Annotated in this window: 22 protein-coding genes; all 22 read right to left on the reverse strand. The window is 51.5% G+C overall.

Annotated elements, in window-relative coordinates:
* Positions 1-16: 16 nt before the first annotated feature.
* Positions 17-1,900, reverse strand: a complete 1,884-nt coding sequence (locus BBD38_RS01655) for a protein kinase domain-containing protein (RefSeq protein ID WP_066683793.1) — start codon at positions 1,898-1,900, stop codon at positions 17-19.
* The gene (locus BBD38_RS01660) at positions 1,897-2,631 is read right to left on the reverse strand and encodes a Stp1/IreP family PP2C-type Ser/Thr phosphatase (protein ID WP_066683794.1); all 735 of its coding nucleotides are present in this window, start codon (positions 2,629-2,631) and stop codon (positions 1,897-1,899) included. The genes BBD38_RS01655 and BBD38_RS01660 overlap by 4 nt, the downstream gene beginning before the upstream one ends.
* Positions 2,628-3,671 (reverse strand): 23S rRNA (adenine(2503)-C(2))-methyltransferase RlmN, encoded by a 1,044-nt coding sequence (gene rlmN / locus BBD38_RS01665; RefSeq protein ID WP_066683798.1) that lies wholly within the window; start codon positions 3,669-3,671, stop codon positions 2,628-2,630. Before rlmN ends, BBD38_RS01660 begins: the two co-directional genes overlap by 4 nt.
* On the reverse strand, positions 3,668-4,966 hold the full coding sequence (rsmB, locus tag BBD38_RS01670) for a 16S rRNA (cytosine(967)-C(5))-methyltransferase RsmB (protein WP_066683803.1): 1,299 nt from the start codon (positions 4,964-4,966) through the stop codon (positions 3,668-3,670). Before rsmB ends, rlmN begins: the two co-directional genes overlap by 4 nt.
* Complete coding sequence (fmt, locus tag BBD38_RS01675; RefSeq protein WP_147568040.1) at positions 4,963-5,928, reverse strand: methionyl-tRNA formyltransferase; 966 nt, start codon at positions 5,926-5,928, stop codon at positions 4,963-4,965. The genes rsmB and fmt overlap by 4 nt, the downstream gene beginning before the upstream one ends.
* Positions 5,912-6,400 (reverse strand): peptide deformylase, encoded by a 489-nt coding sequence (gene def, locus BBD38_RS01680; RefSeq protein WP_066683805.1) that lies wholly within the window; start codon positions 6,398-6,400, stop codon positions 5,912-5,914. Before def ends, fmt begins: the two co-directional genes overlap by 17 nt.
* 12 nt (positions 6,401-6,412) lie before the next feature.
* Positions 6,413-8,617: a replication restart helicase PriA gene (gene priA / locus BBD38_RS01685; protein WP_066683807.1), complete on the reverse strand. Its 2,205-nt coding sequence runs from the start codon at positions 8,615-8,617 to the stop codon at positions 6,413-6,415.
* A 51-nt stretch (positions 8,618-8,668) separates the two neighbouring features.
* Positions 8,669-9,856: a bifunctional phosphopantothenoylcysteine decarboxylase/phosphopantothenate--cysteine ligase CoaBC gene (gene coaBC / locus BBD38_RS01690; protein WP_066683809.1), complete on the reverse strand. Its 1,188-nt coding sequence runs from the start codon at positions 9,854-9,856 to the stop codon at positions 8,669-8,671.
* A gap of 2 nt (positions 9,857-9,858) precedes the next feature.
* On the reverse strand, positions 9,859-10,065 hold the full coding sequence (gene rpoZ, locus BBD38_RS01695) for a DNA-directed RNA polymerase subunit omega (RefSeq protein ID WP_066518584.1): 207 nt from the start codon (positions 10,063-10,065) through the stop codon (positions 9,859-9,861).
* On the reverse strand, positions 10,065-10,637 hold the full coding sequence (gene gmk / locus BBD38_RS01700; RefSeq protein ID WP_066683810.1) for a guanylate kinase: 573 nt from the start codon (positions 10,635-10,637) through the stop codon (positions 10,065-10,067). Before gmk ends, rpoZ begins: the two co-directional genes overlap by 1 nt.
* 13 nt (positions 10,638-10,650) lie before the next feature.
* Positions 10,651-10,914, reverse strand: coding sequence for an extracellular matrix/biofilm regulator RemA (remA, locus tag BBD38_RS01705; RefSeq protein WP_066683811.1), 264 nt, complete (start codon positions 10,912-10,914; stop codon positions 10,651-10,653).
* Between the two features lie 9 nt (positions 10,915-10,923).
* Complete coding sequence (locus tag BBD38_RS01710; protein ID WP_066684222.1) at positions 10,924-11,790, reverse strand: YicC/YloC family endoribonuclease; 867 nt, start codon at positions 11,788-11,790, stop codon at positions 10,924-10,926.
* Positions 11,791-11,845: 55 nt separating this feature from the next.
* Positions 11,846-12,832, reverse strand: a complete 987-nt coding sequence (locus BBD38_RS01715; protein WP_066683812.1) for an AIR synthase family protein — start codon at positions 12,830-12,832, stop codon at positions 11,846-11,848.
* On the reverse strand, positions 12,829-14,256 hold the full coding sequence (gene gatB, locus BBD38_RS01720) for an Asp-tRNA(Asn)/Glu-tRNA(Gln) amidotransferase subunit GatB (RefSeq protein ID WP_066683815.1): 1,428 nt from the start codon (positions 14,254-14,256) through the stop codon (positions 12,829-12,831). Before gatB ends, BBD38_RS01715 begins: the two co-directional genes overlap by 4 nt.
* Positions 14,257-14,268: 12 nt before the next feature.
* Positions 14,269-15,723 carry an Asp-tRNA(Asn)/Glu-tRNA(Gln) amidotransferase subunit GatA gene (gene gatA / locus BBD38_RS01725; protein ID WP_066684225.1) on the reverse strand — a complete coding sequence of 485 codons (1,455 nt, stop codon included), beginning with the start codon at positions 15,721-15,723 and terminating at the stop codon, positions 14,269-14,271.
* Positions 15,724-15,740: 17 nt separating this feature from the next.
* Positions 15,741-16,028 (reverse strand): Asp-tRNA(Asn)/Glu-tRNA(Gln) amidotransferase subunit GatC, encoded by a 288-nt coding sequence (gene gatC / locus BBD38_RS01730; RefSeq protein ID WP_066683819.1) that lies wholly within the window; start codon positions 16,026-16,028, stop codon positions 15,741-15,743.
* 127 nt (positions 16,029-16,155) lie between these two features.
* Positions 16,156-16,545, reverse strand: coding sequence for a C-GCAxxG-C-C family (seleno)protein (locus tag BBD38_RS01735; protein ID WP_066683823.1), 390 nt, complete (start codon positions 16,543-16,545; stop codon positions 16,156-16,158).
* A 13-nt stretch (positions 16,546-16,558) separates the two neighbouring features.
* Positions 16,559-18,517 (reverse strand): NAD-dependent DNA ligase LigA, encoded by a 1,959-nt coding sequence (gene ligA, locus BBD38_RS01740; protein ID WP_066683825.1) that lies wholly within the window; start codon positions 18,515-18,517, stop codon positions 16,559-16,561.
* A gap of 13 nt (positions 18,518-18,530) precedes the next feature.
* Positions 18,531-20,711, reverse strand: coding sequence for an ATP-dependent helicase (locus BBD38_RS01745; RefSeq protein WP_082989402.1), 2,181 nt, complete (start codon positions 20,709-20,711; stop codon positions 18,531-18,533).
* Between the two features lie 5 nt (positions 20,712-20,716).
* Positions 20,717-21,016, reverse strand: coding sequence for a YerC/YecD family TrpR-related protein (locus tag BBD38_RS01750; protein WP_066683831.1), 300 nt, complete (start codon positions 21,014-21,016; stop codon positions 20,717-20,719).
* Between the two features lie 82 nt (positions 21,017-21,098).
* Entirely contained in the window at positions 21,099-23,540 is a 2,442-nt protein-coding gene (gene gyrA / locus BBD38_RS01755) for a DNA gyrase subunit A (RefSeq protein ID WP_066683833.1), read from the reverse strand.
* The gene (locus BBD38_RS01760) at positions 23,521-25,494 is read right to left on the reverse strand and encodes a DNA gyrase/topoisomerase IV subunit B (RefSeq protein ID WP_066683835.1); all 1,974 of its coding nucleotides are present in this window, start codon (positions 25,492-25,494) and stop codon (positions 23,521-23,523) included. Before BBD38_RS01760 ends, gyrA begins: the two co-directional genes overlap by 20 nt.
* Positions 25,495-25,577: the final 83 nt, after the last annotated feature.

Here is a 25,577-nt window from a genome sequence, read left to right on the forward strand (position 1 = left end):
TTCCCCGGATAGGTCCTTACCCCCTTACGAATTCTACCGTTTCTGTCTTTACCTGGATATCGTTAAGGAAAATTGCCAGGTCTTTTTGTACAGAGTCTTCCTCGGAATCGATTACAATTGTTCCGGTGGGCTCGATTATCTGATCGCCCGCCTCTACAACCGCGCTATAGATGATATAATAAACGGAAACTCCGTCGACATTCCCGGGGATTCCAATTCGCAGGGACGTCCCGTCCTTCGGGATGTTGAGTTCAATCGGTTCCGCTACCTTATATCTCCTGCCGCCCGCCTCTGGAATGGTCAGCTCTACTGAGCTGTTGGCGGAAATTTCCGTGTTCTCCGTCGGTTTCTGTGAAATTACCGTATTTTCCCCTTCGCTGCTGTCCTTCTCATAAATGAAAAACAGATTCAAATCCTTGAGCTTTAATACATTAAGCGCATCGGGAAGCTGCATACTTTGGACATTCGGCATTGAAATTTTCTGGATATCCGGCGACGCTTTGACCGTAAGCCACACACTTCCGCTTCCGGAAACGGATTCTCCTGCAGCGGGATGCTGGTCTATAACATACCCGATTGGCGCATCCCCTGTCGTATCCTCCACAATTTGATCCCATTCAATTCCATTTTCAAGCAAAATTTTCTCTGCCTGTGTCCTGTCCATGTTGGTTACGTCCGGCATAATATCGGACCCCGTTCCATTGCTTACAATGAGCGTCAGCGGGTCGTCTTTTTTAAATTCGGTTCCGGCCGCGGGGTCCTGGCGTATGACAACCCCCTTCTCCGCCTCCGCGGAATTCTCATAGGTTACGGTGGGCATGGAGGTCACCTTCTGCGCCGATTCGACAGCATTTTTTTCCGTCATTCCCACAAAGTCGGGCAGCGGCAGCGGCCGGTCGGCATTGAAATTAATCACTGCGCTTACCACTGCGATGATTGCAAAAACAACGACAGCAGCAACTCCGAACATCAAAACCAGGCGTTTCACACTTTTCTTCGAACGCTTTGCATGCGCTTCCTCGATATGCTGCTGTGTACGCTTGCTCTCGCTGTACTTTACATATTCTCCATCCGGCTCGGACAGGCACCGCTGCAAATCTTCATACATATTAAATGCAGACTTATAACGGAAATGTTTATCCTTTTGGGTTGCCTTCTGGATAATTTTATTGATACTTTCAGGGAGGGAAGGCGCGAGCTCCCTCGCGTCCGGCATCGGGTCGTTAATGTGCTTCAGCGCAATCGCAACGGACGTATCCGCATCAAACGGAACTTTCCCGGTTACCATCTCATAAAGCAAAATCCCCAGCGAATAAATATCGGAACGCTTATCGACCCGTTCACCGCGCGCCTGCTCCGGGGAAAAATAATGCACGGAACCCATTACGCTTCCTTCCTCCGCCGTAATTGTGTTTTGGGCAATGTTGCGCGCAATCCCGAAATCTGCGATATAAGGTTCTCCGGTCATATCGATCATTACGTTGTGCGGCTTGATATCCCGGTGCACAAAGCCCTTCACATGCGCATATTCGAGCGCAAGGCAAAGCTTTTTTGCCACGGCTACCGCATATTTTACGGGAAGCGGCCCGTTTACATTGATTAAATGCTTGAGTGTTTTTCCCTCAATAAGGTCCATGACAATATAATAGGTTCCATTATCAAGACCGGCATCGTAGGCGCGGATAATATTGGCATGGCGAAGCTTCGCCGCAGCCTGCACTTCTTTCTTGAACCGCTGCACGAATTCTTCGTTTTCCGTAAGCTCGGGTTTCAGAACCTTAACAGCGACAATTTGCTTGGTAAGCTCGTCCATCGCCCTATAAATATAAGCGGACCCGCCCGAATCTATTTGCTCGATCAACCGGTAACGCCCGGCAAGCACTGTATCCGGTCCAATCATAGCGCTCCCCCTTCATGCGTACGCTGCGCAAGGACGACTGAAATATTGTCTTTTCCGCCGCCGTCAAGGGCTACGTCAATCAGCTTCCGGGCTTTCTCTTCAAGCTGTTCCGACCCTGCCAGGATGTCAAACATAATCTTCTTGTTCGTGTAATTGGAAAGCCCATCCGAGCATAAAAGAATGATATCGTCATCCTGCCACTCAATGGTAAAGAAATCGACCTCCACATCCTTCATCCCAACCGAACGTGTAATAATGTTTTTGAAGGGATAATCTTCCGCGGCTCCTTTCTTGATGACGCCGCTGTCTATGAGATGCTGTACATAGGTATGGTCTTTCGTTACTTTGTAAATATCGTTGGCGCGTTTGTGATAGGCGCGGGAATCGCCTACCTGCGCGATAATAATGCTGTCTCCCTCGAATGCGGCAAAGGTGAGCGTCGTTCCCATCCCCTGGAATGCAGGCTCTTCAGCCACCGCGTCAATCAGCCGCTGGTTGACAAAACGGATTGCATCCAAAATTTGCTGTTCGGTCAATTTTTCCTGGCCAAGCGCACTGATGTAGCGTTCCAACTCGGTACATACCATGCCGCTTGCGACTTCCCCTGCCGCATGTCCGCCCATACCGTCCGCCACAAGCATATAATAAGGCGCCGTTTGGTCATGCACCAGTATGGAATCCTCGTTTGTCGTCCTGACTTTGCCAATATGGCTCAATGCTACCGTCTTCATGCCTTGTCCCCGTTTTCACCAATATATTGCTGTCTCAGCTGCCCGCACGCGCCCGCAATATCGCCGCCCATGGATTTTCTTACCGTGGCGGAAATTCCTTCCCTCTCGAGCCGCTCACAGAACGCATATACCTTGCGCTTGTCCGGCGCTTTGAGGGCGATTCCGTCATTCCCGTTGAGCGGGATCAGGTTCACATGGCAGTTAATGCCGCGCAGCGCATCCTTTAACAAAAAAACATCTTCCTGTGTATCGTTGAAGCCGTCAATTACGGCATATTCTATTATAATACGCCGTCCTGTTTTTAAAAAGTAGGTTTTTGCCGCTTCAAGAATTTGTTGTACCGTATATTTTTTTGCCGTCGGCATAATCCGGGCGCGCTTTTCGTCGGAGGCCGCATGCAGGGAAATGGAAAGGGTTATCCCGAGCCCCTCCTCCGCAAAGCGCTTTATTTCTTCCACCATTCCACAGGAGGAAAGCGAAATACCGCGCAGGCCAATTCCCAGCCCGGCCGGGTCGTTTACCATGCGGATGAATTTCACTACATTTTCATAATTATCGAACGGTTCGCCCATGCCCATCAATACGATGTTGCCCAGGTTGCGTCCCTCTCCCTGGTCCGCGTTTACCGCTACGACCTGCGCAAGGATTTCCCCCGCCGTCAGGTTCCGCTTGAGGCCATCCCGGCACGATGCGCAAAACGCGCAGCCCATCCGGCACCCAACCTGCGTGGATACGCACACGGTATTTCCATAATCCTTGTGCATGAACACGCTTTCAACGGTGCTCCCGTCCGCATACCGGAACAAATATTTTTTAGTTCCGTCCGCCGCCGTAAGCACACGGCATATCTCGGCATAGCCCTCCGTGTAATTCATGCGCAGCCTGCCGCGCAGTTCTTTTGAAATATCCGTCATTTCTTCGATCGGCTTTTGCTGGGCGATCCATTTCATGACCTGCTTTGCATGGAACGGCTTTTCGCCCATCCGGATAAATTCTTCCCGTAGTTCTCCAAGCGAACAATCGATCAATGATTTTTTCATAACCGCTTCAACCTCGCCATGAAAAATCCGTCGATGCTGTCGATATGCGGAAAAAGCTGCAGCATTCCATCGCCTGTCCGGTCCTTCAGCTCCCCGGGCAGGAAAGGGCTTAAGCTGTCTTCCGCAAATTCTTTATGCCGACTGAGGAATTCATGAATATTATCCTCATTCTCTGCTTTGTCAATCGTACAGGTGGAATAGAGCAGCACCCCGCCGGTCTTCACATAGGCTGCGCAGGTTTCCAGTATTTTTCGCTGTACCGCCGCCAAATCCGGAATATCTTCTTCCTTCTTGAAAATTTTAATATCCGGTTTGCGGTATAAAAGCCCAAGCGCGCTGCACGGGACATCCGCCAGCACCACATCGAACGCTTCCTTCCATTCAGGGCGGTACTCCGTTGCGTCTCCGGTGCAAATCGCGGCGTTTCCAACGCCCAACCGCTTAAAAGTGCGTTCCATCAGCTCTGCCCTATGCGGATGCAGTTCCATGGAAACGACCTTTCCTTCCCGGGCAAACCACGCCGCATAGGCGCTTTTTCCGCCGGGGGCGGCGCACGCGTCAAGGACATGAGCCTTGCCGTCAATTCCGGCCGCGCACACCGTAACCTGCGACGCCTCGCCCTGCACGGTAATCCGGCCCTCCCGGAAATCAGGCATTTCCCCGGCCGCCGTCATGCCCTTGATATAATACGCGTCTTCGCAATACAAGCCGGGCAGATACCCTTCGGGCGCACGATCCGCTTTCAGCCGGTTCAGCCGTACGCACGTAAGCGACCTGTCGCCCGTATAACTCATCATTTGCTCCGCCTGTTCTTCCCCATACTCGCGTATATATTTTTCACACAGCCATCTGGGATAACTGTAAAACACATGGAAATATTCCACAGGGTCTTCATCGCGGTCGGGATAAACGAGCTTTCCGAAATTTTTGGATAGATTGCGCAGGACGGCGTTTACAAAGCCTTTGAGCTGCCGCTTTCCGGATTGTTCAGCCAGCTTTACGCTTTCGTTCACGGCGGCTGAAACAGGCACGGATTCAAAAAACAAAAGCTGGCAGGCCCCGAGGCGCAAAATGTTCATAATCACGGAATGAACCCGCTTTGCGGTAATAAATTGATTCAGCACGTAATCGATCCGAAAGAGGTTTTCAATCGTCGTATTTGCAAGCGCAGTAATAAAGCGCTTATCCTCCACGCTCCAGCCCGCGGATAATACGCGCTTACATTCAAGATTCAAATAGCTTTCGTTTTTCAGCACGTTCGTTATAATTTCGAGTGCCGCCTGTCGTGCATTCAAATTATACTGTTCTCCCGTTTTTGAAATACATAGCCAGCCTCAAGCGGCCTGCCGCACAGACAGTCCCTTGCATCCATGCAGCGCGCGCCGCACCGTTTCAATTCTTCAATCGAGACAAGGCCATCCGCACAGCGGATTCCAAGCCCGCGTTTGCCGTCTGCATACAGCACGGTTCCGCACGGCTCCTGCCCGGAATATTCGTGCGCTTCTACACGGTATACTTTAATTTTTTCATCGTGATACATCATATAGGCTTCCGGCGCCGGATTGGTTCCGCGCACGAAATTGCGGATTTCTTCTCCGGTTTTTGTAAAATCGATTTCCCCAAAGCCACGCTTGAACATTGGAAAATACGTCGCGTCCGCTTCGTTTTGGGGTTTGCGCTCAAGCGTGCCGTCCGCAAGCTTTTCGAGCGTTCTTTTCAGCACTTCCGCCCCCAGGACGCTAAGTTTGTCGTAAAGCTGTCCCGCGGTCATGTCTTCCGGGATTCCCATGCTTTCCTGTTCAAGGATATCCCCCGCGTCAAGGGCGAGGGCCGTATACATCGTCGTTATGCCCGTTTCCTTTTCCCCGTTGATAATCGCCCATTGTATAGGCGCTGCGCCGCGCAGCTTCGGGAGCAGGGACGCATGCACATTGATACAGCCATATTTTGGAATCTCCAGGATTTCTTCTGTCAGGATATGCCCGAAGGCCGCCGTAATCATCACATCCGGCGCGAGTTCCTTTAAAAGAGCAACCCCCTCCGGGACCCGGATTTTTTCAAACTGGTAAACGGGAACGCCCGCCCCCTCCGCAACCGCCTTCACGGGCGGCGGAGTCAGCTTATGGCCCCTTCCGGCTTTCCTGTCCGGCTGCGTAATTACCGCCGCAAGGTTGTAACCCTCGCGGATCAACATTTCAAGGGAGGGAACCGCAAAGGCCGGCGTCCCCATAAAAACAATCTTAAAGTTCCTGTTCATCTACATTCTCTCCGCCCTCGTCCGGCTCCACACGCTCCACCATCTTATCCGTAAATAAAATTCCGTCCAGATGGTCGATCTCATGTGCAAACGCGCGGGCAAGGAGGTCTTCCCCGACATATTCATGTTCTTCCCCATTGCGGTCCTGGGCGCGGACAGTTACTTTGGCGGGGCGAATCACGAAACCTACGTCATCCGGCAGGGAAAGGCAGCCTTCCTCCACCCGCTGCTGCCCTTCGGAATGTACGATTTCAGGATTAATCAGCTCTAAAAGTCCTTCGCCCACATCGATAACGACAACGCGCCGCAGCACCCCCACCTGCGGGGCCGCAAGGCCCACGCCGCGGGCCTCGTACATAGTCTGCGCCATATCATCCAAAAGGTCTGTAATATGCTTATTGATTTTCGTTACAGGCCGCGAGGTCTTTCTCAGCCTCGGGTTGTCTTTTAAAAGTATGGTTCTTGTTGCCATATGCTTCCTCCGTCATGCCATATTAGCCGGGTTGATATCGATCCCGGTTAAAACATTCCTATATTTCGTCTGATTGAACAACTGATAAATCTGCCCGACCAGTTCTTCATCATTTTTTAAATGTATCAGTATGTGATACCGCTCCATATCGCGAATCCGCTTAATCGCCGCCTCGGATGCCCTGATACTTATTATACCACGTTTATGCGGCAATAGCACCGCTTTTAATTTCCCGATAAAATCCTTTACGGCAGCGATTACCTGCTCTTCCTTTTCCCCGGAAAACTGGATTTGGACATAGGTGGAAAAAGGAGGCAGCTGCGCCATTTCCCGCAGGGCAATTTCTTCATTGTAAAAACCTTCGTAGTCATGATATTTTGCATACCGGACCGCATAATGGGCCGGGTTATACGTTTGCAGGATGACCGTCCCGGGCTCTTTCCGGCCTGCCCGCCCCGCAATCTGGGTAATATGGCTGAACGTACGTTCCGCACTGCGGTAATCCGGGATATTCAGCATGGTATCCGCGGCGAGAATCGCGGAAAGCGTTACATCCCTGAAATCAAATCCCTTGGTAATCATCTGCGTCCCGATCAGGATATCCGCCTTATGTGCGGCAAAATCTTCAAATAGTTTTATATGCGCATCCTTCGTTCCCATCGTGTCGAGGTCCATACGCAGGATGCGCGCCTGTGGAAACAGGTCTTTTACCTGTTCCTCTATTTGCTGCGTGCCCGTTCCAAAATATTTCAGGTGCGGCTTCCCGCATTCCGGGCACACCGTTTCCGGCGACTTTGTGCGCCCGCAATAATGGCACTTCAGGATGTCCTGCGCTTTATGATAGGTCATCGTTATGTCGCAGCTGTCACACTTTACCACATACCCGCACGAGCGGCACATAACAAATGTGGAGTAGCCCCGCCGGTTCAGAAAGAGCATTGCCTGCTTGCCTTTTGCAAGCGTATCTTCCAGCTCGTCGTACAGCCTGCCGCTGATTGCCGTACGGTTTCCATTTTTAAGTTCACTGCACAGGTCTACGATTTCCACGGCGGGCATCTGTAACCCGAACAGCCGGTTGGGCATCTTTAATATCTCATATTCGCCCTGCTTCGCCCTATAATACGTTTCGACCTGCGGCGTTGCGCTTCCCAGGATCAATATGGCGTCATTGAGGCGGCAACGCTCTTCCGCAATTTCATGGGCCGTATATTTTGGATAATTGTCCGCCTTATAGCTTGTTTCGTGCTCCTCGTCTATGATAATTGCGCCCAGGTTTTCAAGCGGTGCAAACACCGCCGAACGCGCCCCCAAAACAATTCTGGCTTCCCCACGTTTCACCTTCATCCATTCGTCAAAGCGTTCCCCCGCCGAAAGCCCGGAATGGAATACCGCAATTCCTTCGTCAAACCTCTGTTTCAGGAACGTATAGGTCTGCGGCGTCAAAGAAATTTCAGGGACGAGCAAAATTGCCGTTTTCCCCTGCGCAAGGCAGTCGCGCATCACGCGAATATAAATTTCCGTTTTTCCGCTGCCCGTCACTCCGTGCAGCAGGAAACGAGTTCCTCCCCCGTTGCGGATTCGATTTAAAATTTCCTGCTGCTTTTCCGTCAGGTCGTAATCTTTGATCCGGGCGACCGCTTTTTCAAAGGGCATACGCGCGACCTCTGCCTGCACGATCCCGACGACGCCCTTCCTTTCCAGGGATTTTACCGCCGAGGCATTCAGCTCAGAGGCCGGCATATCTCCCTTTTCCTTGAGAAGCCCAAGCACTTCCATCTGCCGGGGAAATTTGACGCTGCCATCCTTTTTCAGCAGCCCGGCTTCCGCTGCCTGGAGCGCCTCCCCCGCGGGAAGCAGCCGTACCATATTCTGTGTTTTTGCAGAGACTCTTCCCCCGCGCACCTGCGCCGGAAGCATAAAGCGGAGCGCCGCCGCCAAAGTCGTATTGTACTTTTGTTTGATAAACCCTGCAAGCGCAATTTGCTCCCCGGTGAGCGCGCAAAAATCGTCAAGCGGGCAAAGAATCTCTTTTATTTTTTCCGGCGCATACTCGGAGGACTCTTCAAGGCCGATCACAATGCCTTCCGTGTCCTTCATATGCCCGAACGGAACCCTGACGCGCATGCCCGGCCGGATTTCCATTCCATCCGGAATTCCATATTCAAATACGCGGTCCACCTGCGTATGCGAAATATCCACAATTACCCGTGCATACAACCTGGTTCCCTCCTTTCCAAAAATAGCGCCCCTTTTCAGGAGCGCTATCCGCTATCCGATGTTTTTTGCGATCTCCGTCAGTATCCTGTCGGCGAGATTGCGTTTTGTATCTTTGGCAAAATGCACAGCGTTCCCATCCCTTGTATAGATCGAAACTGCGTTATATTCACTGTCAAACCCGGTCTCCGGTCCCGATACGTCATTCGCAATAATCATATCCAGATTTTTACGGCTGAGTTTGTCCTTTGCATATCCTTCGAGGTTCTGCGTTTCGGCTGCAAACCCGGCAAGATAAGCCCGCTTGTTTTTTCCGAGCTCCGCAAGTATATCCTTTGTTTTCGTAAGCTCAATCACCAGCGCATCCTGCTTCTTCATCTTATGCTCCGCGCAATCCACGGGCGCATAGTCCGCAACCGCGGCGCACATGACAATCACATCGGCTTTATCCTTCAGTTCCATAACACGGTCATACATTTCCGCCGCGCTTTGAACCGGGTAAAGCGACGCGCCGCATGGCTTTTCAAGCGCTACCGGCCCGGAAACAAGCATCACGTCCGCGCCGCGGGAAACTGCCGCATCCGCCAACGCATATCCCATCCGGCCTGAAGACCGGTTCGTCAGGTAGCGTACCGGGTCAATGGCCTCACGCGTCGGCCCTGCCGTAATCAATACTTTTTTCCCTTCAAAATCAGCTTTTTTTTTAGATGCTTCTTCCACCGCCGCCAGAATATCCACAGGTTCCAGCATACGGCCCGCCCCCGTCTGCCCACAGGCGAGTTCCCCGTCACCGGCAGGTAAAACAATATAGCCGCGGTCTTTTAATATCTGCAGGTTTACCTGCGTTGCAATGTTCTCATACATCGCCGTATTCATTGCAGGCGCAATAAAAACCGGGCATGTACACGCGAGCAGGGTTGTCGTCAGCATATTGTCCGCAATACCGCACGCAAGCTTTGCAATCGTATTCGCCGTAGCGGGAGCAACAATCGCAATGTCCGCTTTCTGCGCAAGCGCAATGTGTTCTACTTCCCAGGGCTTTTCACGGGAAAATAAGTCGCTCACCACCGCATTCTTGCTCAAGGTTTCAAAGGTAAGCGGGGCAACAAAACGGGTGGCCGCGTCCGTCATCACAACATCCACGCCTGCCCCCGCTTTTTTCAGCATGCTTACAAGGTTTGCGGCCTTATAGGCGGCAATGCCGCCCGTGACGCCCAGAAGGACGTTCTTCCCATCCAACATTTTTATTTGATTCCGTCCGTTACACGGATATACGTCACCTTGTCGTTCAGTATTTCATTGACCGCCTGGGAAACCGGATTTTTGTCCTCCGGCTCGGTGAGCGGCTGCGCCCCGTCAATCAGCTGGCGCGCCCGTTTTGCCGTCTCGACAATCAGGGTATACCTGCAATCGACTTTTGCCAGTAAATCATTTAATTCCAAATGTATCATTACCTATTAAAACCTCCGTTCGCTTTTTTAATCATCTCCCTGACTTCCGCCACCGCAGTCATCAGGTCGTCGTTTACTACCGAATAATCATATTTGTCCGCAAGCTCCATTTCGGCCCTTGCTTTGCCGAACCGCTTGCTGATCTGCTCCTCCGTTTCCGTCCCCCGTCCGCGAAGCCGGGCAAGGAGCACTTCCTCCGAGGGAGGCAGGATGAATATCATTACCGCATCCGGGTAATTCTTTTTTACCTGCAGGGCCCCCTGGACGTCGATTTCAAGGATTACATTTTTACCTTCGTCCAATTTTCCCAGTACGTAATCCTTGGGCGTTCCATAATAGCATCCGAATACATCCGCGTATTCAAGGAATTTCTGTTCGCCGATCATCCGCTCGAACTCTTCCCTGGATTTAAAGAAATAATTTACGCCTTCCTTCTCCTGCCCGCGCGGCGCCCGCGTTGTGCATGAAATGGAGAGCTCGTATTTCCCGCTTTTCAGGAGCTGTTCCACAATCGTGCCCTTACCGGCGCCGGACGGCCCTGAAATAACAATCAACTTCCCTGTTCCCGCCATGAATCAAACTCCCTCAGTCATCAGAATCATCCGTGTCTTTCGACACGATACGGTTTGCAACCGTCTCCGGCTGTACTGCCGACAGGATCACATGGTCGCTGTCCATGATAACCACCGCGCGCGTACGCCGGCCATAGGTGGCGTCGATCAGCCTTCCCGCCGCCCGCGCTTCCGAAATAATACGTTTAATGGGCGCTGATTCCGGGCTGACGATTGCGACCAGCCGGTTCGCCGACGCAATATTGCCAAATCCGATATTAATAAGTTTAATCGCCATGCTACGCTCCTATTCGATGTTCTGTATCTGCTCCCTGATTTTCTCTACTTCGCCTTTTCCGGCGATTACCTGTTTTAAAATATCGCCGTCCTGCGTTTTGGAACCGATTGTATTAAATTCGCGGTTCAGCTCCTGCACAATGAAATCCATATTCCGGCCCTGCGGAGTTTTTTCTTCCGCTGCCGCCTTGAATTGTTTTATGTGGCTCTTGAGACGCACCAGTTCTTCGGTGATGTTGCACCGGTCCGCATAAAATGCGACCTCCTGTGCAAGGCGCTGCTCGTCCACATCCGCTCCGTCCAGAAGCTCCTGGAGCCGTTCCTTCAATTTCATTTTGTACTCATAGACCACAATATCTTCTTTGGACGCAATATTGTTCACATAAACAAGTATTGTATCAAGGCGCTGCATGATATCCTTTTTGAGCTGTTCGCCTTCCTTTTCACGAGCACGCTTCAGTTCGAGGAGCGCGCCGTCCAAATTTTTGAATAAAAGCTTCCTTAAAGCTTCTTCATCCGAATTCTCATCCTCGTAGGTCACCGCATCGGGCAGGCGCATCAGGCTTGTAACCGTGAGGTCGTTTTCAATGCCGCACTCCCTGCTGATTCCCTCGGCGGCTTTCATATAAGCCGAAACAAGCGGCATATCCACAATTACGGTTTTGGCGTCTTCCCGTTCAGAGGAATAATAGATAAAGACGTCCACCCGTCCCCTGCTTACGTTTTTCTTGATGTATTTACGTACCTCGTCTTCCAAAAAAACCATGAACCGCGGTTCCCTGATGCTGATGTCAAGGAATCGATGGTTCACCGTTTTGATTTCTACCCGCAGCTTCCTGCCGCCTTCCGCGATTTCGCTTTTACCAAAGCCCGTCATGCTCTTCAAACGCGCGTACCTCTTTCAAAAATCGTTGGCTATAATTATAGCACAATCACAGCTTTCTTTCCAATACTTTATATAGTTCGTCCGCCGGATACGGCGTTATCGTCCGTTCGCTTCCGGAAGACAGGTCATGCACGCCGCGTCCACCGGCCTTGCCAATAACGGTTGCCGGAATTCCATTTTTTTCCATGGCCGCCGCAACCTTGTTTCCGTCTTCCGCCGCAATCATCATACTGCCCGACGAAATCAAGCCATAAACGTCAAGCCCATATTCCTCGCAGAGCCTTCTGGTAAGCGGCAGCACCGGAACCGCTGAAAGATCGATCCGCGCACCCACGCCCGAGGCCTCGCACATCTCGCTGACCGCGCCGAGGACGCCGCCTTCCGTAATGTCGTGCATGGCGTGAACCCCTTCGATTTCGGCCGCAATCCTGCCATCCCGCACAACGCTTAACGCCCCGCTGATTTTTGCAAGCTGGTCCCGTTCCTCTTCCGTAAAGGAAAGCCCTCCGGCATAATCCGATGCGATAATCGCAGTCCCCTCGAGTCCCGCATATTTCGTCATAACCAGGTCGTCCCCGGGAAGGACATCGGACGTTTTGAACATCTTCCCTTTTACCACCGGTTTCCCGATCATGGTTACCGATACCACCATGCGCGTTACGCTGTCCGTCACTTCCGTATGGCCGCCGATGATATCAATGTCAAGGCTGCGCGCCGTATGCGTAAGCTCGTTCATCAGCGTCCGCACCTCTTCTTCCCCGGCCGAAGGCGGAATTAAGAGCGTAACCAGCGCGGCGATCGGCTTTGCACCGGCGGCGGCAATGTCGTTCGCATTGATATGAACCGCCAGGACCCCCGTCTGTTTTCCGCCCGCGGTAATCGGGTCGGTGGAAACGACGCACAGGTCGCCTGTCATCACTGCACAGCAATCCTCTCCTACGCCCGCGCCGACAACCGTTTCCTCATTGCGCGGCTCAAGCCGGTCGATTACAAGCTCCCTCAGCTTTGCATTTGTCAGCTTTCCCTGCCTCATGCTTTATCGAGCTCCGCCTTTACCAGTTCGTTTACTGTTTTCGGATTTGCCTTACCCTTTGTCGCCTTCATCACCTGGCCGACAAAGAAGGTCATCGCCTTTTTATTCCCGCCTTTATAATCCGCCACCGGTTTCGGGTTGTCCGCAACGATCTGCCGGACAAGCGCCAGGATTTCGTCTGCATCGTCGTTCTGCTTTAAATCCTTTTCCTCTACAATCTGTGCGGGTTTTTTCCCGGTTTTAAACATTTCCTCAAACACCTGCTTGCCCACGCTCGAGTTGATTACCCCATCGCTTACAAGCTTCAGCAGGTCCGTGAAATCCCCGGGAGAAACGGGAATATCCCGGGCTTCCATATTATTCTCTTTCAAAAGCCGCGCCAAATCTACCATAATATAATTGCTGATAGCCTTCGGTTCATTATAGATTGCTACGCTGTCCTCGAAAAACTTCGCCGTATATTTAGACATGGTAAGCACGCCCGCGTCATATTCCGGCAGGCCGAATTCGCTTACATACCGCTTGCGCTTCGCAGCCGGCAACTCGGGCAGCTCCGCTTTGATTTTGGCAATGCGCTCGTCCGTAAGATAGACCGGCACCAAATCCGGGTCCGGGAAATAACGGTAATCATGCGCTTCTTCCTTATCGCGCATCGGGAACGTCTTGCCCTTGGCGTCATCCCAGCGGCGCGTTTCCTGCACGATTTCCCCGCCGTCCTCAATCACTTCAATGTGGCGTTTTGATTCGTACTCTATCGCACGCTGCGCCGCCGAAATGCTGTTGATATTTTTGAGCTCCGTTCGGGTTCCGTATTTCGCCTCGCCCACCGGGCGAACGGAAATATTGATATCGCAGCGCATGGAGCCTTCTTCCATCTTGCAGTCGGAAACGCCGATATATTCCATATTTGCACGAACCGTATCAAGGAACGCCTTCACCTGCGGCGCGCTCCTGAAATCGGGTTCCGTTACAATTTCCATCAACGGTACGCCGCCGCGATTGTAGTCTACAAAACTTTCCGTTCCCTGGTGCACCAGTTTTCCGGCGTCTTCTTCGATATGGATACGCGTAATCCCGATTTTATGTTTTTCGCCGTCCGCTTCCACTTCCACCTCGCCGCGGGAACACAGCGGAAAATCATATTGTGAAATCTGGTATGCTTTGGCTAGGTCAGGGTAAAAATAGCCCTTCCGGTCAAGCTTGGAATAATTGGGGATTTCACAATTCAGCGCCAGCCCCGCGCGCACGCCATACTCCACAGCCTGCTCGTTTAAAACGGGCAGTGTTCCGGGCATTGAAAGGCATACGGGGCATACGTTTGTGTTGGGCTTTGAACCGAACTTATTTTTGCATGCGCAGAAAATTTTGGTTTCCGTCGCCATTTCCACATGTACTTCAAGACCAATTACAGTTTCATATTTCATCGTCTTTCTCCATCATAACGTCGGTTTTTTATCAAATTTCACAGCCTGCTCAAAGTTCCATGCCGCGCGGAACATTGTGTTTTCGTCAAATGCCTTCGCAATCATCTGCACGGAAACGGGAAGCCCCTCTTTCGTTACGCCCGACGGAACGGAAATTGCCGTCACCCCCGCGATGTTGACCGGTACGGTAAACAGGTCGTTCACGTACATTTCAAGCGGGGTGGATTTTGCGCCGATCTTAAACGCAGGCGTGGGCGCCGTGGGCGAGAGCAGGATATCGTATTGGCCAAACAAACGGTCAAAATCGTTTTTGATGAGCGTTTTCACCTTCAATGCCTTCAAATAATACGCGTCGTAGTAGCCGGAGCTAAGCACATAATTGCCAAGCATAATACGGCGTTTTGTTTCATCGCCAAAGCCTTCGGAACGCGTATTTTTATACATTTCCTTAAGATCGCTGTAATGCTCCGTACGGTAACCGTAACGAATCCCGTCAAACCGCGAAAGGTTGGACGCCACCTCCGCCGAGGCGATGACATAATAAGCGGAAAGCGCATAGTCAAAGGTAGGCAGCGATGTTTCCTCAACAACCGCGCCCATATCCTCGAACAGCTTAATCGCGTCGAGGTACGACTGACGCACCTCCGGATCGATCTCCTGCTCCAGGTATTCCTTCGGGATGCCAACCTTCATTCCTTTAATGTCCCGCTTCATTCCTTCCCCATAGTGCGGATAATCCATAATGGCGGAGGTCGAATCCTTTTTGTCATTCCCCGCGATAACATCGAGCACAAATGCCGAATCTTCCACCGTTTTGGTCAGGGGGCCAATCTGGTCGAGCGAGGATGCAAATGCCATGAGTCCAAACCGCGAAACCGTTCCATACGTCGGCTTCAGCCCGACAACGCCGCAAAACGCCGCCGGCTGGCGGACGGAACCGCCCGTATCCGAGCCGAGGGAGAACACCGCTTCATCCGCCGCAACACAGGCTGCGCTGCCGCCGGACGAACCGCCCGGCACACGCGACGTATCCCACGGATTTTTCGTTACGCCAAAATATGACGTTTCGGTGGACGAGCCCATCGCAAATTCATCCATATTTGCCTTCGCGAGCAGCACATAGTCTTCTGCCTTCAATTTTTCAATGACTGTCGCATCATAAACCGGCTTGTAATTATAAAGCATTTTAGAAGAGGCTGTCGAAAGAATCCCCTTGGTGCACATGTTATCTTTGATAATAGCGGGAATCCCCGCGAGACGTCCGAGCGCCCCGCCCCCTGCACGCTTTTCATCCACACGCCTCGCCGTTTCGAGCGCTTCCTCCGCGCAGGTCGTAACCAAGGCGTTCATTTTCGGTTCCACTTTCTCTATGCGGTCAATATAGGCCTGCGTCAATTCGGCCGAAGAAAGTTCTTTTTTGGCAAGCAGGTCTGCCGCCTGCGTGATATTCAATGCTGTAAGTTCCATCGCTTTCGTTTCCTCCGTCAATCCACGACCTTGGGCACAGTGAAAAAGCCGTCTTCCTTTTCGGGCGCGTTCCGAAGCATTTCTTCCCGTTCCCATACCTTGCCCGGGACGTCTTCACGCACGACGTTTTGCTGTTTCAGGATATACGAAGTCGGCTCGACGCCTTCCGTATCGAGCTCATTGAGCTTTTGCGCATGGCCCAGTATATCGTCTAAATTCTTCTGGAGCATCTTTTTCTTTTCCTCATCGAGACTGAGCATCGAGAGCGATGCAATCCTCTCGACTTCTTCCAATGTAACGCGCATATGTTTTCCGTCCTTTTTTCATAGTAGTTCAATAATCATTTATTATAGCATAAAACGCCGTAGCGGTGAATAGCTTAGAAAAAAACGGGGGGATAAACAACCGTTTATTCCCCGTTCGTCCAAGCCCTTATTTCATAATACTTTCGAGCACTTCCGCAGCGCCCTCCACGACTTTCCCGCAGCGGCTGCCTTTCTCAAAATTCTCCTTGCGTACCTTGGTGCAAAATACGCTTCCGAATTTTTCCTTGAAACCGCTCATCATCGCATTGCATTTGGATTCGAGCGTTTCCGTCTGGTGCGCATTTGTTTCAATTTCTTTTGCGCTGATTGCGCCAATTCCGGCACATACGGCCCCGCATACGCTTCCGCACTGCATACCGCCGCCGAAGCCCCCGAACGCCTTCAGGCCCTCTTCATTGATTCCAAGCCCATACTCGTCGTTTGCCGCACGAATAATTGATTCCGCGCAGTTGCATCCCTTATGCTGATAATACTCCAACGCTCTTTCCTTTAGCATGATTCCATACTCCTTATAACATTTCTTTGAACTCATCTTCCGAAATTACGGTAACGCCCAACTCCTGCGCTTTTCGAAGTTTACCGCCCGCTTCCCCGCCCGCCAAAACATAATCTGTTTTTTTGCTGACAGAAGAGCTTGTTTTTCCGCCAAGGTTTTCAATAAGTTCCTGGGCCTGCTTCCGCGTATATTGGGTAAGAGTCCCCGTGAGGACAAACGTTTTCCCTTCAAACTTCCCTCCCGGGGCTGCCCCGGCGTCCTCCCCCGGCTGTACGCCCGCATCGAAAAGCTCCTGCACGACGCGCATATAATTTTCATTGTGGAAAAAATCAACGATATCCCTGGCGACAACTTCCCCCACGTCCCGAATCGCCACGAGCTCTTCCATCGTCGCGTTTTTCAGCCGTTCGTAGGTATGGAAGGTTTGCGCGAGGTCTTTCGCCGTCTTTTTGCCGACATTTGAAATTCCCAATGCATAGATGAAATTGGCAAGCGGTGGTTTTTTACTCGCTTCAATCGCGGAAAGGATATTTTCCGTCCGTTTTTCTTTAAACCCCTCCTGGCTTAAAAGCTGTTCATCCGTCAGCGTATAAATTGCCGCGATGTCTTTGATATCCAGCTTTTCAAACATCAGCCCGATTGTCTTTTCGCTGAGGTTCTCGATATCCATCGCGTCCCTGGATGCGAAGTGTACCATGCGCGAAGTAAGCTGCGGTTTGCAATTTAAAGAATTGGGACAGTAAAGGTTTGGTCCGACTTCCTCGAGCTTTGTCCCGCAGGCCGGGCAATGCGTCGGCTTGCGGATGGGCGTAAGTTCTCCGTCCTGTACGGGCGAGGCGCCCAAAATTTCGGGAATTACGTCATTGGAGCGCCGGATGAAAACATTCGCGCCGATTGCGGCATGCTTGCGGAGAATGTCCTCGTAATTGTTGAGCGTTGCCCGGCGGATCGTCGCCCCCGCAAGCTCAACCGGCTCGAGGTGCGCCAGCGGGGTCAGTTTCCCGGTCCGCCCCACATCCCATGTTACATCCACGATTCGGGTGGTCATTTCCTCTGCGGCAAATTTGTAGGCAATTGCCCACCGGGGAAATTTCTGCGTATAGCCGAGCGCGTCGCGCGTCCCGAAATCCGTAATCTTGACAACCATTCCGTCAATCAGGAAATCAAGCCGGTCCCGTGTGCGTTCCACTTCGTCTACCGCGGCCTTAATATCCGATACGTCGGTAAAAACTTTCTCATAGGTGCTGACATTAAATTTATTGCTGCGAAGGAATGCAATCATTTCCTGATGATTTTGAAATGTCTTTCCTTCGATATACCCTATATTGTAAATGAAAGCATCCAGGTGCCTTTTGGCCGTTTGCGCCGGGTCGAGGTTCCTGATGGCTCCCGCGGCGGCATTGCGCGCATTTTTGAGCGGTTCATCCGCCGTTTCGTTATATTTCTCCAGCACCGAAAGGCGCATGATCGCCTCTCCCTGCACTTCCATTTTGCCCAAAAAATCAATTTTTAAAGGGATGGACTGTATTGTTTTCACCTGTTCTGTGACGTCTTCCCCCACAATTCCATTCCCGCGCGTCGCCGCACCGGCAAGGTATCCTCCGTCATAGGTCAGGTTAATCGTGAGTCCGTCAAATTTATATTCGAGCGAATAGCTTGCCTCCGGCAGTCCCAGCCCCCGAATCTGCTTATTGGTCCGCTCCTGCCACGCAATCACGTCGTCAAGGCTCTGCGCCTTATCAAGGCTCCAAAGCGGCGCAAGATGCGTATGCTTCCTGAAACCTTCCAGAAGTTTTCCGCCTACGCGCTGGGTCGGGGAATCCGGCTCGATTTTCCCGGCTTTCTCTTCAAGCGCGGCAAGCTCGTCATAGAGCCTGTCATATTCCGCGTCGGCAACTGCCGGATCATCAAGCACATAATACCGGTACGCATAATCATTCAGTTGGTCGATCAGCTCTCTCATACGCTCCATAAAGGCGCACCACCTATTTCAAAATCTTTAAGGATGCAAAGGCAAGAAACATTTTCTTTTCGCCCGCTTCATAGAAATCCACCACAGCCACACGCGAATCCCCCTCGCCCGCGATGCTCTTCACCTTTCCGCGGCCAAATGTCTTATGCTCCACGACCGTTCCAATTTTATAATCCCCCGTCACTTTTTGCGGAGCCGCTTTCTTCTGGAAGCTGAACTCGCCCTGGAACAAACCTTGTTTTCCCTGAGGCGCGGAAGGCTTGGCCGAGATTACCGGCTTTTTCTTGCCGATGCAATTCAGCAAATCCTGGTCGACTTCATCCAGGAACCGCGACTGCACGGAAGGCTGCATCCGTCCGTACAGCGTGCGCATATTGGAATGCAGCATGTATAAACGCCGCTTCGCGCGCGTTACCGCAACATAGCAAAGCCGCCGTTCCTCTTCCACATTGTCTTCGTCAATTGCCCGCTGGCTCGGGAAAATATTTTCGTCCATCCCGGCGACAAACACTGCGTCGAATTCCAGTCCCTTGGCGGCATGCATCGTCATCAGGGTTACGCCGCCCTTGTCATCCATGCTGTCGAGGTCGGTAATAAGCGCAATATTCTGCAGAAAGCCCTCGAGCGAAGCGTCCTCTTCCTCGTCGTACGTATATGCGGAATTGATTAATTCCGCGATGTTCTCGATACGCGCTTCCGCCTCGGGGGTCTGTTCCTCTTCCAGCATCTTTTTATAACCCGAAACCTCATATGCACGCTCCAGCACTTCATGCACGGTCAGGTCTGCATATCCGTCGCTCAAACGTCTATACATTTCGTAGAATTCATTCGCTTTTTTTATAAGCGTTTTATCCGTAAGCAAAACATTCGCATTTTGCATTACTTCCAGAATGGAGATGCTGTTATATTCCGCCGCCCGCGCCAGTGCGTCGACCTTTGCGGTCCCGATCGCCCGTTTGGGCGTATTGATAATCCGCAAAAGCTGCAAATCCGCCGCCGGGTTTGCAATGATATTGAGGTATGCCACCATATCCTTGATTTCCCGGCGTTCATAGAAGCTGATGCCTCCATAAATGCGGTAAGGAATCGCATACAGGCGAAGCTTTTCCTCCAGGATTCGCGAAAGCGTATGGATGCGGTACAAAATTGCCATATCCGAATAACGCATTCCTTCGTCGGATAGCCTTTGGATTTCCCGCGCAATTGTCTCCGCTTCTTCATATTCGCTGTTCGCCGTATAGAGCACGGGCTTTTCGCCCTCGTCAATATCGCTCCATAAGGTCTTGCCCTTGCGTCCTTCATTGTTTTTGATGACACAATTCGCAACGTCGAGGATTTTTTTGTCCGAACGGTAATTCTGCTCCAGGCGGATTACCGTCGCCCCCGGAAAGTCCTTTTCAAATTCGAGAATATTACGGATATTCGCTCCGCGGAATGCATAGATCGACTGGTCGTCGTCACCCACCACAAAGATGTTGCCATAACCTTCCGACAATATTTTTATCAGCTTGTACTGAACCATATTGGTATCCTGATACTCGTCCACCAATATATAGTGGAATTTGTTCTGGTAATAGGTTCTCGCCTCGCCGTCCGTTTCGAGCAGCAGCAGCGTATTGAGCAGCAGGTCGTCAAAATCCATCGCGTTCTGCTTGTGGAGCTCCTGCGTATATTCGTCAAAAATCTCACCGGCATGTTCCGCCACAAACGGGTTCCGCTCCTCCGCATACTGGTCAAAATCGAGCGTCGTATTATCATTTTTATATTTGCTGATCAGGTTTTTAATATACCGGTCGGAATAGCTTTTATTCTCCTTCAGCCCCATCCGCTCCAATATTTTCTTCAGCAGCCGCAGCGTATCATCCGTATCGTAAATCAAAAAATTACTGCTATAACCGAGCTTGTCCGCATACCGCCTGAGCATGCGCACGCACATCGCATGGAAGGTGCTGATCCACATATCCCGCATATCCGCCGTGACAACGCCCGAAATGCGCTCCTTCATTTCCTGCGCCGCTTTATTGGTAAATGTGATCGCCAAAATCTGCCACGGCGCCACATTTTTTTCATTAATCAGGTAGGCCACCCGTTCGGTTAAAACACGCGTTTTCCCGCTTCCTGCGCCCGCAAGAACAAGCACGGCTCCTGAAATTGCCTCTACCGCCTGCTGCTGCCGTTCATTCAGTTGATACAAATCAATTATTCTCCCTTTTTCCCGTTTCTTTCAAGAACCTTACCATATCCGCCCGTTCCATAATTGAGGCAGCGGTTCACACGCGAAATTGTCGCGGTGGACGCCCCGGTCTTTTCCGCAATCGCATGGCAGGTGATGCCGTCCTTCAGCATCTGCGCCACCTTATAACGCTGCGCGATTGCCGAAAGCTCCGCAACGGTACACAAATCCTCAAAAAACATGTAGCATTCTTCCTCGCTTTTGAGGGACAATACCGCCTTGAATAAAGTATCCAGTTCTTTTGACTTTAGTTTTGAATGATACACTTGAAAACACCTCGCAATGCAAAATGTAGGCATATTTTTATACACCTACATTTTAGCACATTACTATGCGAAAAAAAAGCGATCAGTCAAAGATGTTCTTATACAGCAGCTTTACATCGTTTCCCATCACGGCAAGAATCACCTGTTCTCCCCGCGTGTTGCGCGCCCCCGCCGGAATGCTGTCTGTGGAAACTTTGCTGAGGTCGCCCGATTTCTGCACTCCGGTCACGGTTGAAATCTTATCGATCAGGAGCGCCCCTATCACCTGCCGCCCGGAAGCCTCCGAAAGCTGGTAGGACTTAAGGCCTTTTCCGTTCCGCCCCTGCTCCTCGAATTCGGCAACCGGCGTCCGCTTTGCATATCCCTTTTCCGTCATCAGCAGGATGTCGCCTTCCTGGCCGTTTTCGATTTGCTCTGCAAATACAACCCTGGCATGCTTTCCGAGTTTCACGGCGCCGACGCCCTTTCCGCTCCTGCCCATCACGGATATTTCGCTCTTGCGGATATTGATGGACATGCCGTCCGATGTAATAAAAATCATATTTTCCACATCCGGCACATTGGGCTTTGCATAGATGAGCGTATCGCCTTCCTTCAGGCCGCAGGCCATGATTTTGGATTTTTTGACGTCAAACTCTTCCATCTGCGTCGCTTTCACCAATCCGTTTGCGGTTGCGAAATACATCAGCTTACTCTCAAAATCGTCCTTTGTCAGGATATTCAAAATCTCTTCATCGGCATCCACCCCGGAGACCAGCGCGTTGATCGATTTCCCCGCATCCTTCATACGTGCTTCCGGAACAGACGTAACAGGCAGAATCATCATATTGCCTTTGTTGGTAAACAGGTAAAGCTTCCCCGACGTATCGGTGGGCACCAGCAATACCGGCTGGAGCTTTTCTTCCAGCTCGCCCGTCTCCATCCCCTTTTGCAGCGCTTTTGGCGACATACGCTTAAGATTACCGCCGCGCGTCAGGATCACGGTGCATTCTTCCACCACCATGAACTCGCTCTCGTCTATCTCGATATGCGCCTGCTCCTCTTTCATGAGCTGTGTGCGCCGCTTATCCGCATATTTTTCCTTCACCGCCAAAAGTTCCCCGCGGATGACTTCCAAAAGCTTGGCTTCGGAACCCAGGATAGAGCGCAAATATTTGATCAGCGCCACAACCTCTTTATATTCATTTTCCAGGAGCTCGACCTCAAGGTTGGTAAGGCGTGCGAGCCGCATATCGAGGATTGCCTGCGCCTGTACCCCGGTGAGGTTGAATTCTTTCATCAGCCGGTGTTTCGCCTCGTCTGAATTTTTCGAGGAACGAATGATCCGGATCACCCGGTCAATATTTTTTACCGCGATAATCAGGCCAAGCAGGATGTGTTCCCGCTTTTCGGCCTTCTCAAGATCAAACTGCGTCCGGCGCGTAATCACATTTTTCTGGTGCCGGATATAATGGTCGATAATCGGCAGCAGGCCGAGCTGCTTGGGCGAACCGTCCGCAATCACCATCATGTTGATTCCGAAGGTCGTCTGAAGGTCCGTATACTTGAACAGCAGGTTCAGGATTTTTTCCGGATCATGGCCTTTTTTAACCTCTACCACCGCCCGGATTCCCTCCCGGTCGGATTCGTCGCGGATATCGTCGATCCCGGCAAAAAGCTCCTTCCTGTTCTCGCTTACCGCAAGAATTTTTTCCAGCATTGCAGATTTACGGACTTCATAAGGAATCTCCGTGATTACGATCAGGCTCTTTCCGTTTTTTGTTTTTTCGATGTGCGTCTTCGCGCGCATCTGTATCTTGCCTTTTCCGGTTTCATACGCCTGTTTCAGACCGTCACCGCCGAGGAGATATCCGCCCGTCGGAAAATCGGGCGCCTTGATATGCTTCATCACGTCCGCAAGGCTGCATTCCGGGTTTTCGATGCGCGCGATTACCCCGTCGATCACTTCTCCAAGGTTATGCGGTGGAATGTTGGTCGCAAGGCCTACCGCAATTCCGGACGACCCGTTTACAAGCAGGTTCGGATAACGTGCCGGAAGCATATCCGGCTCACGCTCCGTATCGTCGAAATTCGGCCGGAACGGTACCGTATCCTTACCCAAATCCCGCAGCATCTCAAGGGCCAGCGGTGAAAGCCGCGCCTCCGTATAACGCATCGCCGCGGCGCTGTCGCCATCCGGCGAGCCAAAGTTCCCATGACCGTCCACGAGCGGCATACGCATCGCATAAGGCTGCGCAAGACGCACCATTGCGTCATAGACGCTGGTGTCGCCATGCGGATGATATTTACCAAGGGCCTCGCCGACGATCCTCGCCGACTTTTTATAGGGCTTATCCGGCAGGATGCCAAGGTCATACATCGTATACAAAATACGCCTCTGCACCGGCTTGAGGCCGTCTTCCACGCGCGGAAGCGCACGCTCCATCGTGACATACTCCGCATATGTGATAAAGGAGGTATGCATGACCTCGTCCAAAGCCGCATCAATAATCTCTTCGTTGTAATTAATTTGTTTCGATTTCATGCTGCACTACCTCGAAATTATCCTGTTTATTGAAATTCGCGTGTTCGGCGATATATTGTTTACGCGGCTCCACGTTATCCCCCATCAGCGTGGTCACAATCTGCTCCACATCCGCAAGGTCGTCGATTGTCACACGGATCAGGGAGCGTTTTTCAGGGTCCATCGTCGTATCCCAAAGCTGCTCCGGGTTCATTTCCCCAAGTCCCTTATACCGCTGCACCGTATAGCCGCGGCCGATTTTTGACTTGGCGGCTTCCAGCTGTTCTTCATTGTAGGCATACAGCACCTTGCTTCCCTTGGCAATTTTATAAAGGGGCGGCCGCCCAATATAAAGGTGCCCGTCGGTAATCAGCTCTTTGAAGTAGCGGTAAAAGAACGTAATCAGGATCGCGCGGATATGCCCGCCGTCCTGGTCCGCATCCGCGAGGATAATTACCTTGTTATATTTAATATTGTTGATATTGAAGCTGTCATCAAACCCGGCCCCAAGCGCAGTAATGATCGAGCGGAACTCCTCGTTGGCAAGCACCTGGTCGACACGTTTTTTCTCCACATTCAAGGGTTTCCCGCGCAGCGGCAAAATTGCCTGAAAACGGCGGTCGCGTCCCTGTTTGGCGCTCCCGCCGGCACTGTCGCCCTCGACGATGAACAGTTCGTTCAGCTCCGGTTTCCGGCCCGTACAGGCGGAAAGTTTCCCCACGAGCGGCGAACTCTCCAGCTTACTTTTGGCGCGCTCCATTTTCTTTGCCTTGCGCGCCGCTTCACGTACGCGTGCCGCTCCCACGGCCTTTTCCAATATCTTCGTGCAAATTTGGGTGTTATTCAAATCTGCCATAAACGCCGAAAGCTTCTCGGTAACGACTGCTTCCACGGCAACCCGCGCTTCCGCATTTCCCAGCTTGGTCTTTGTTTGCCCTTCAAACTGCACATTTTTCATTTTGATATTAACGACCGCGCACAGGCCTTCCCGAAAATCGTCCCCCGTAAGGTTCGCTTCCTTCTCTTTCAAAAGGTTATTGCTGCGCGCATAATCGTTCATCACCTTGGTAAGCGCGGTTTTAAAGCCTGTTTCATGCATACCGCCCTCTGTGGTCGGAATATTGTTTACATAGGAAAAGATACTTTCCGTATAGCTTGAATTGTATTGCATGGCAATACTGACCACAATATCCCGCTTCACTCCCTCAAGGAGGATTGGCGCCGCATGGAGCGGAGTTTTGTCTTTGTTCAGGTAGAGAACAAAGTCCACAATTCCTCCCGTATATTCAAAGGTCTCCTTGCGGGGACGCCCGCCTGTCATCTGCCTCTCGTCAAAAAGCGTAATATTCAGCCCCTTGGTCAAAAACGCCAACTCACGGAGGCGGCGTCTTACCACGTCGAACTGAAAATCGATGGTATCAAAAATCGTATCATCCGGAAGAAAGGTGATTTTAGACCCCTTTTTCCGCGTTTCCCCGATTTCCTTTAAAGGAGCAACCGGTTTTCCGACCTGCATTTTTCCTTTCAGATCAGCTTCCGTCACATATTTTTGATAATAAATTTTTCCATTTTGATAAACTTCCACTTCGAGCCATTTGGAGAGCGCATTAACCACCGATGCGCCGACGCCGTGCAGCCCGCCCGAATAGGCATAGTTTTCATTGTTGAACTTGCCGCCTGCATGAAGCTGGGTGAACACCACCTCCACGCCCGATATTTTGAGTTCCGGGTGAAGCCCGGTGGGGATGCCCCGCCCGTTGTCTTCCACCGAGATTGAATTATCCGGATGAATTGTCACGATAAGCTTATTCGCGTAACCGTTTGCCGCTTCGTCAATTCCGTTGTCTACAATTTCCCACAAAAGATGATGAAGCCCGCGTGAGCTTGTCGTGCCAATATACATTCCGGGACGGCGGCGAACCGCGTCAAGCCCTTCCAGAACCTGAATATCCCCCGCCGTATATGTCTTTGACATAACCTTTCCTCCACAACATTTATGTATACATACTGTAATATTATATAACAGGCCACAAAATATAGCAAACAAAAAAAGAACGG

The organism is Christensenella intestinihominis (assembly GCF_001678845.1).
Taxonomy (GTDB): Bacteria; Bacillota; Clostridia; order Christensenellales; family Christensenellaceae; genus Christensenella; species Christensenella intestinihominis.

What these genes read in the sequence shown, in the direction of transcription:
- fmt (WP_147568040.1), bottom strand. Translation starts at nt 5,928, where the DNA reads ATGAACAGGAACTTTAAGATTGTTTTTATGGGGACGCCGGCCTTTGCG.
- gyrA (WP_066683833.1), bottom strand. Translation starts at nt 23,540, where the DNA reads ATGAAATCGAAACAAATTAATTACAACGAAGAGATTATTGATGCGGCT.
- gatB (WP_066683815.1), bottom strand. Translation starts at nt 14,256, where the DNA reads ATGAAATATGAAACTGTAATTGGTCTTGAAGTACATGTGGAAATGGCG.
- remA (WP_066683811.1), bottom strand. Translation starts at nt 10,914, where the DNA reads ATGGCGATTAAACTTATTAATATCGGATTTGGCAATATTGCGTCGGCG.
- ligA (WP_066683825.1), bottom strand. Translation starts at nt 18,517, where the DNA reads ATGGAGCGTATGAGAGAGCTGATCGACCAACTGAATGATTATGCGTAC.
- rpoZ (WP_066518584.1), bottom strand. Translation starts at nt 10,065, where the DNA reads ATGATACATTTGGAATTAAATGATTTACTGGCAAAAGTCGATTGCAGG.
- BBD38_RS01710 (WP_066684222.1), bottom strand. Translation starts at nt 11,790, where the DNA reads ATGACGGGCTTTGGTAAAAGCGAAATCGCGGAAGGCGGCAGGAAGCTG.
- gatA (WP_066684225.1), bottom strand. Translation starts at nt 15,723, where the DNA reads ATGGAACTTACAGCATTGAATATCACGCAGGCGGCAGACCTGCTTGCC.
- def (WP_066683805.1), bottom strand. Translation starts at nt 6,400, where the DNA reads ATGGCAACAAGAACCATACTTTTAAAAGACAACCCGAGGCTGAGAAAG.
- gmk (WP_066683810.1), bottom strand. Translation starts at nt 10,637, where the DNA reads ATGGCGGGAACAGGGAAGTTGATTGTTATTTCAGGGCCGTCCGGCGCC.
- rlmN (WP_066683798.1), bottom strand. Translation starts at nt 3,671, where the DNA reads ATGAAAAAATCATTGATCGATTGTTCGCTTGGAGAACTACGGGAAGAA.
- gatC (WP_066683819.1), bottom strand. Translation starts at nt 16,028, where the DNA reads ATGCGCGTTACATTGGAAGAAGTCGAGAGGATTGCATCGCTCTCGATG.
- BBD38_RS01715 (WP_066683812.1), bottom strand. Translation starts at nt 12,832, where the DNA reads ATGAGGCAGGGAAAGCTGACAAATGCAAAGCTGAGGGAGCTTGTAATC.
- BBD38_RS01735 (WP_066683823.1), bottom strand. Translation starts at nt 16,545, where the DNA reads ATGCTAAAGGAAAGAGCGTTGGAGTATTATCAGCATAAGGGATGCAAC.
- BBD38_RS01655 (WP_066683793.1), bottom strand. Translation starts at nt 1,900, where the DNA reads ATGATTGGACCGGATACAGTGCTTGCCGGGCGTTACCGGTTGATCGAG.
- BBD38_RS01660 (WP_066683794.1), bottom strand. Translation starts at nt 2,631, where the DNA reads ATGAAGACGGTAGCATTGAGCCATATTGGCAAAGTCAGGACGACAAAC.
- coaBC (WP_066683809.1), bottom strand. Translation starts at nt 9,856, where the DNA reads ATGTTGGATGGGAAGAACGTCCTTCTGGGCGTCACGGGCGGCATTGCC.
- BBD38_RS01760 (WP_066683835.1), bottom strand. Translation starts at nt 25,494, where the DNA reads ATGTCAAAGACATATACGGCGGGGGATATTCAGGTTCTGGAAGGGCTT.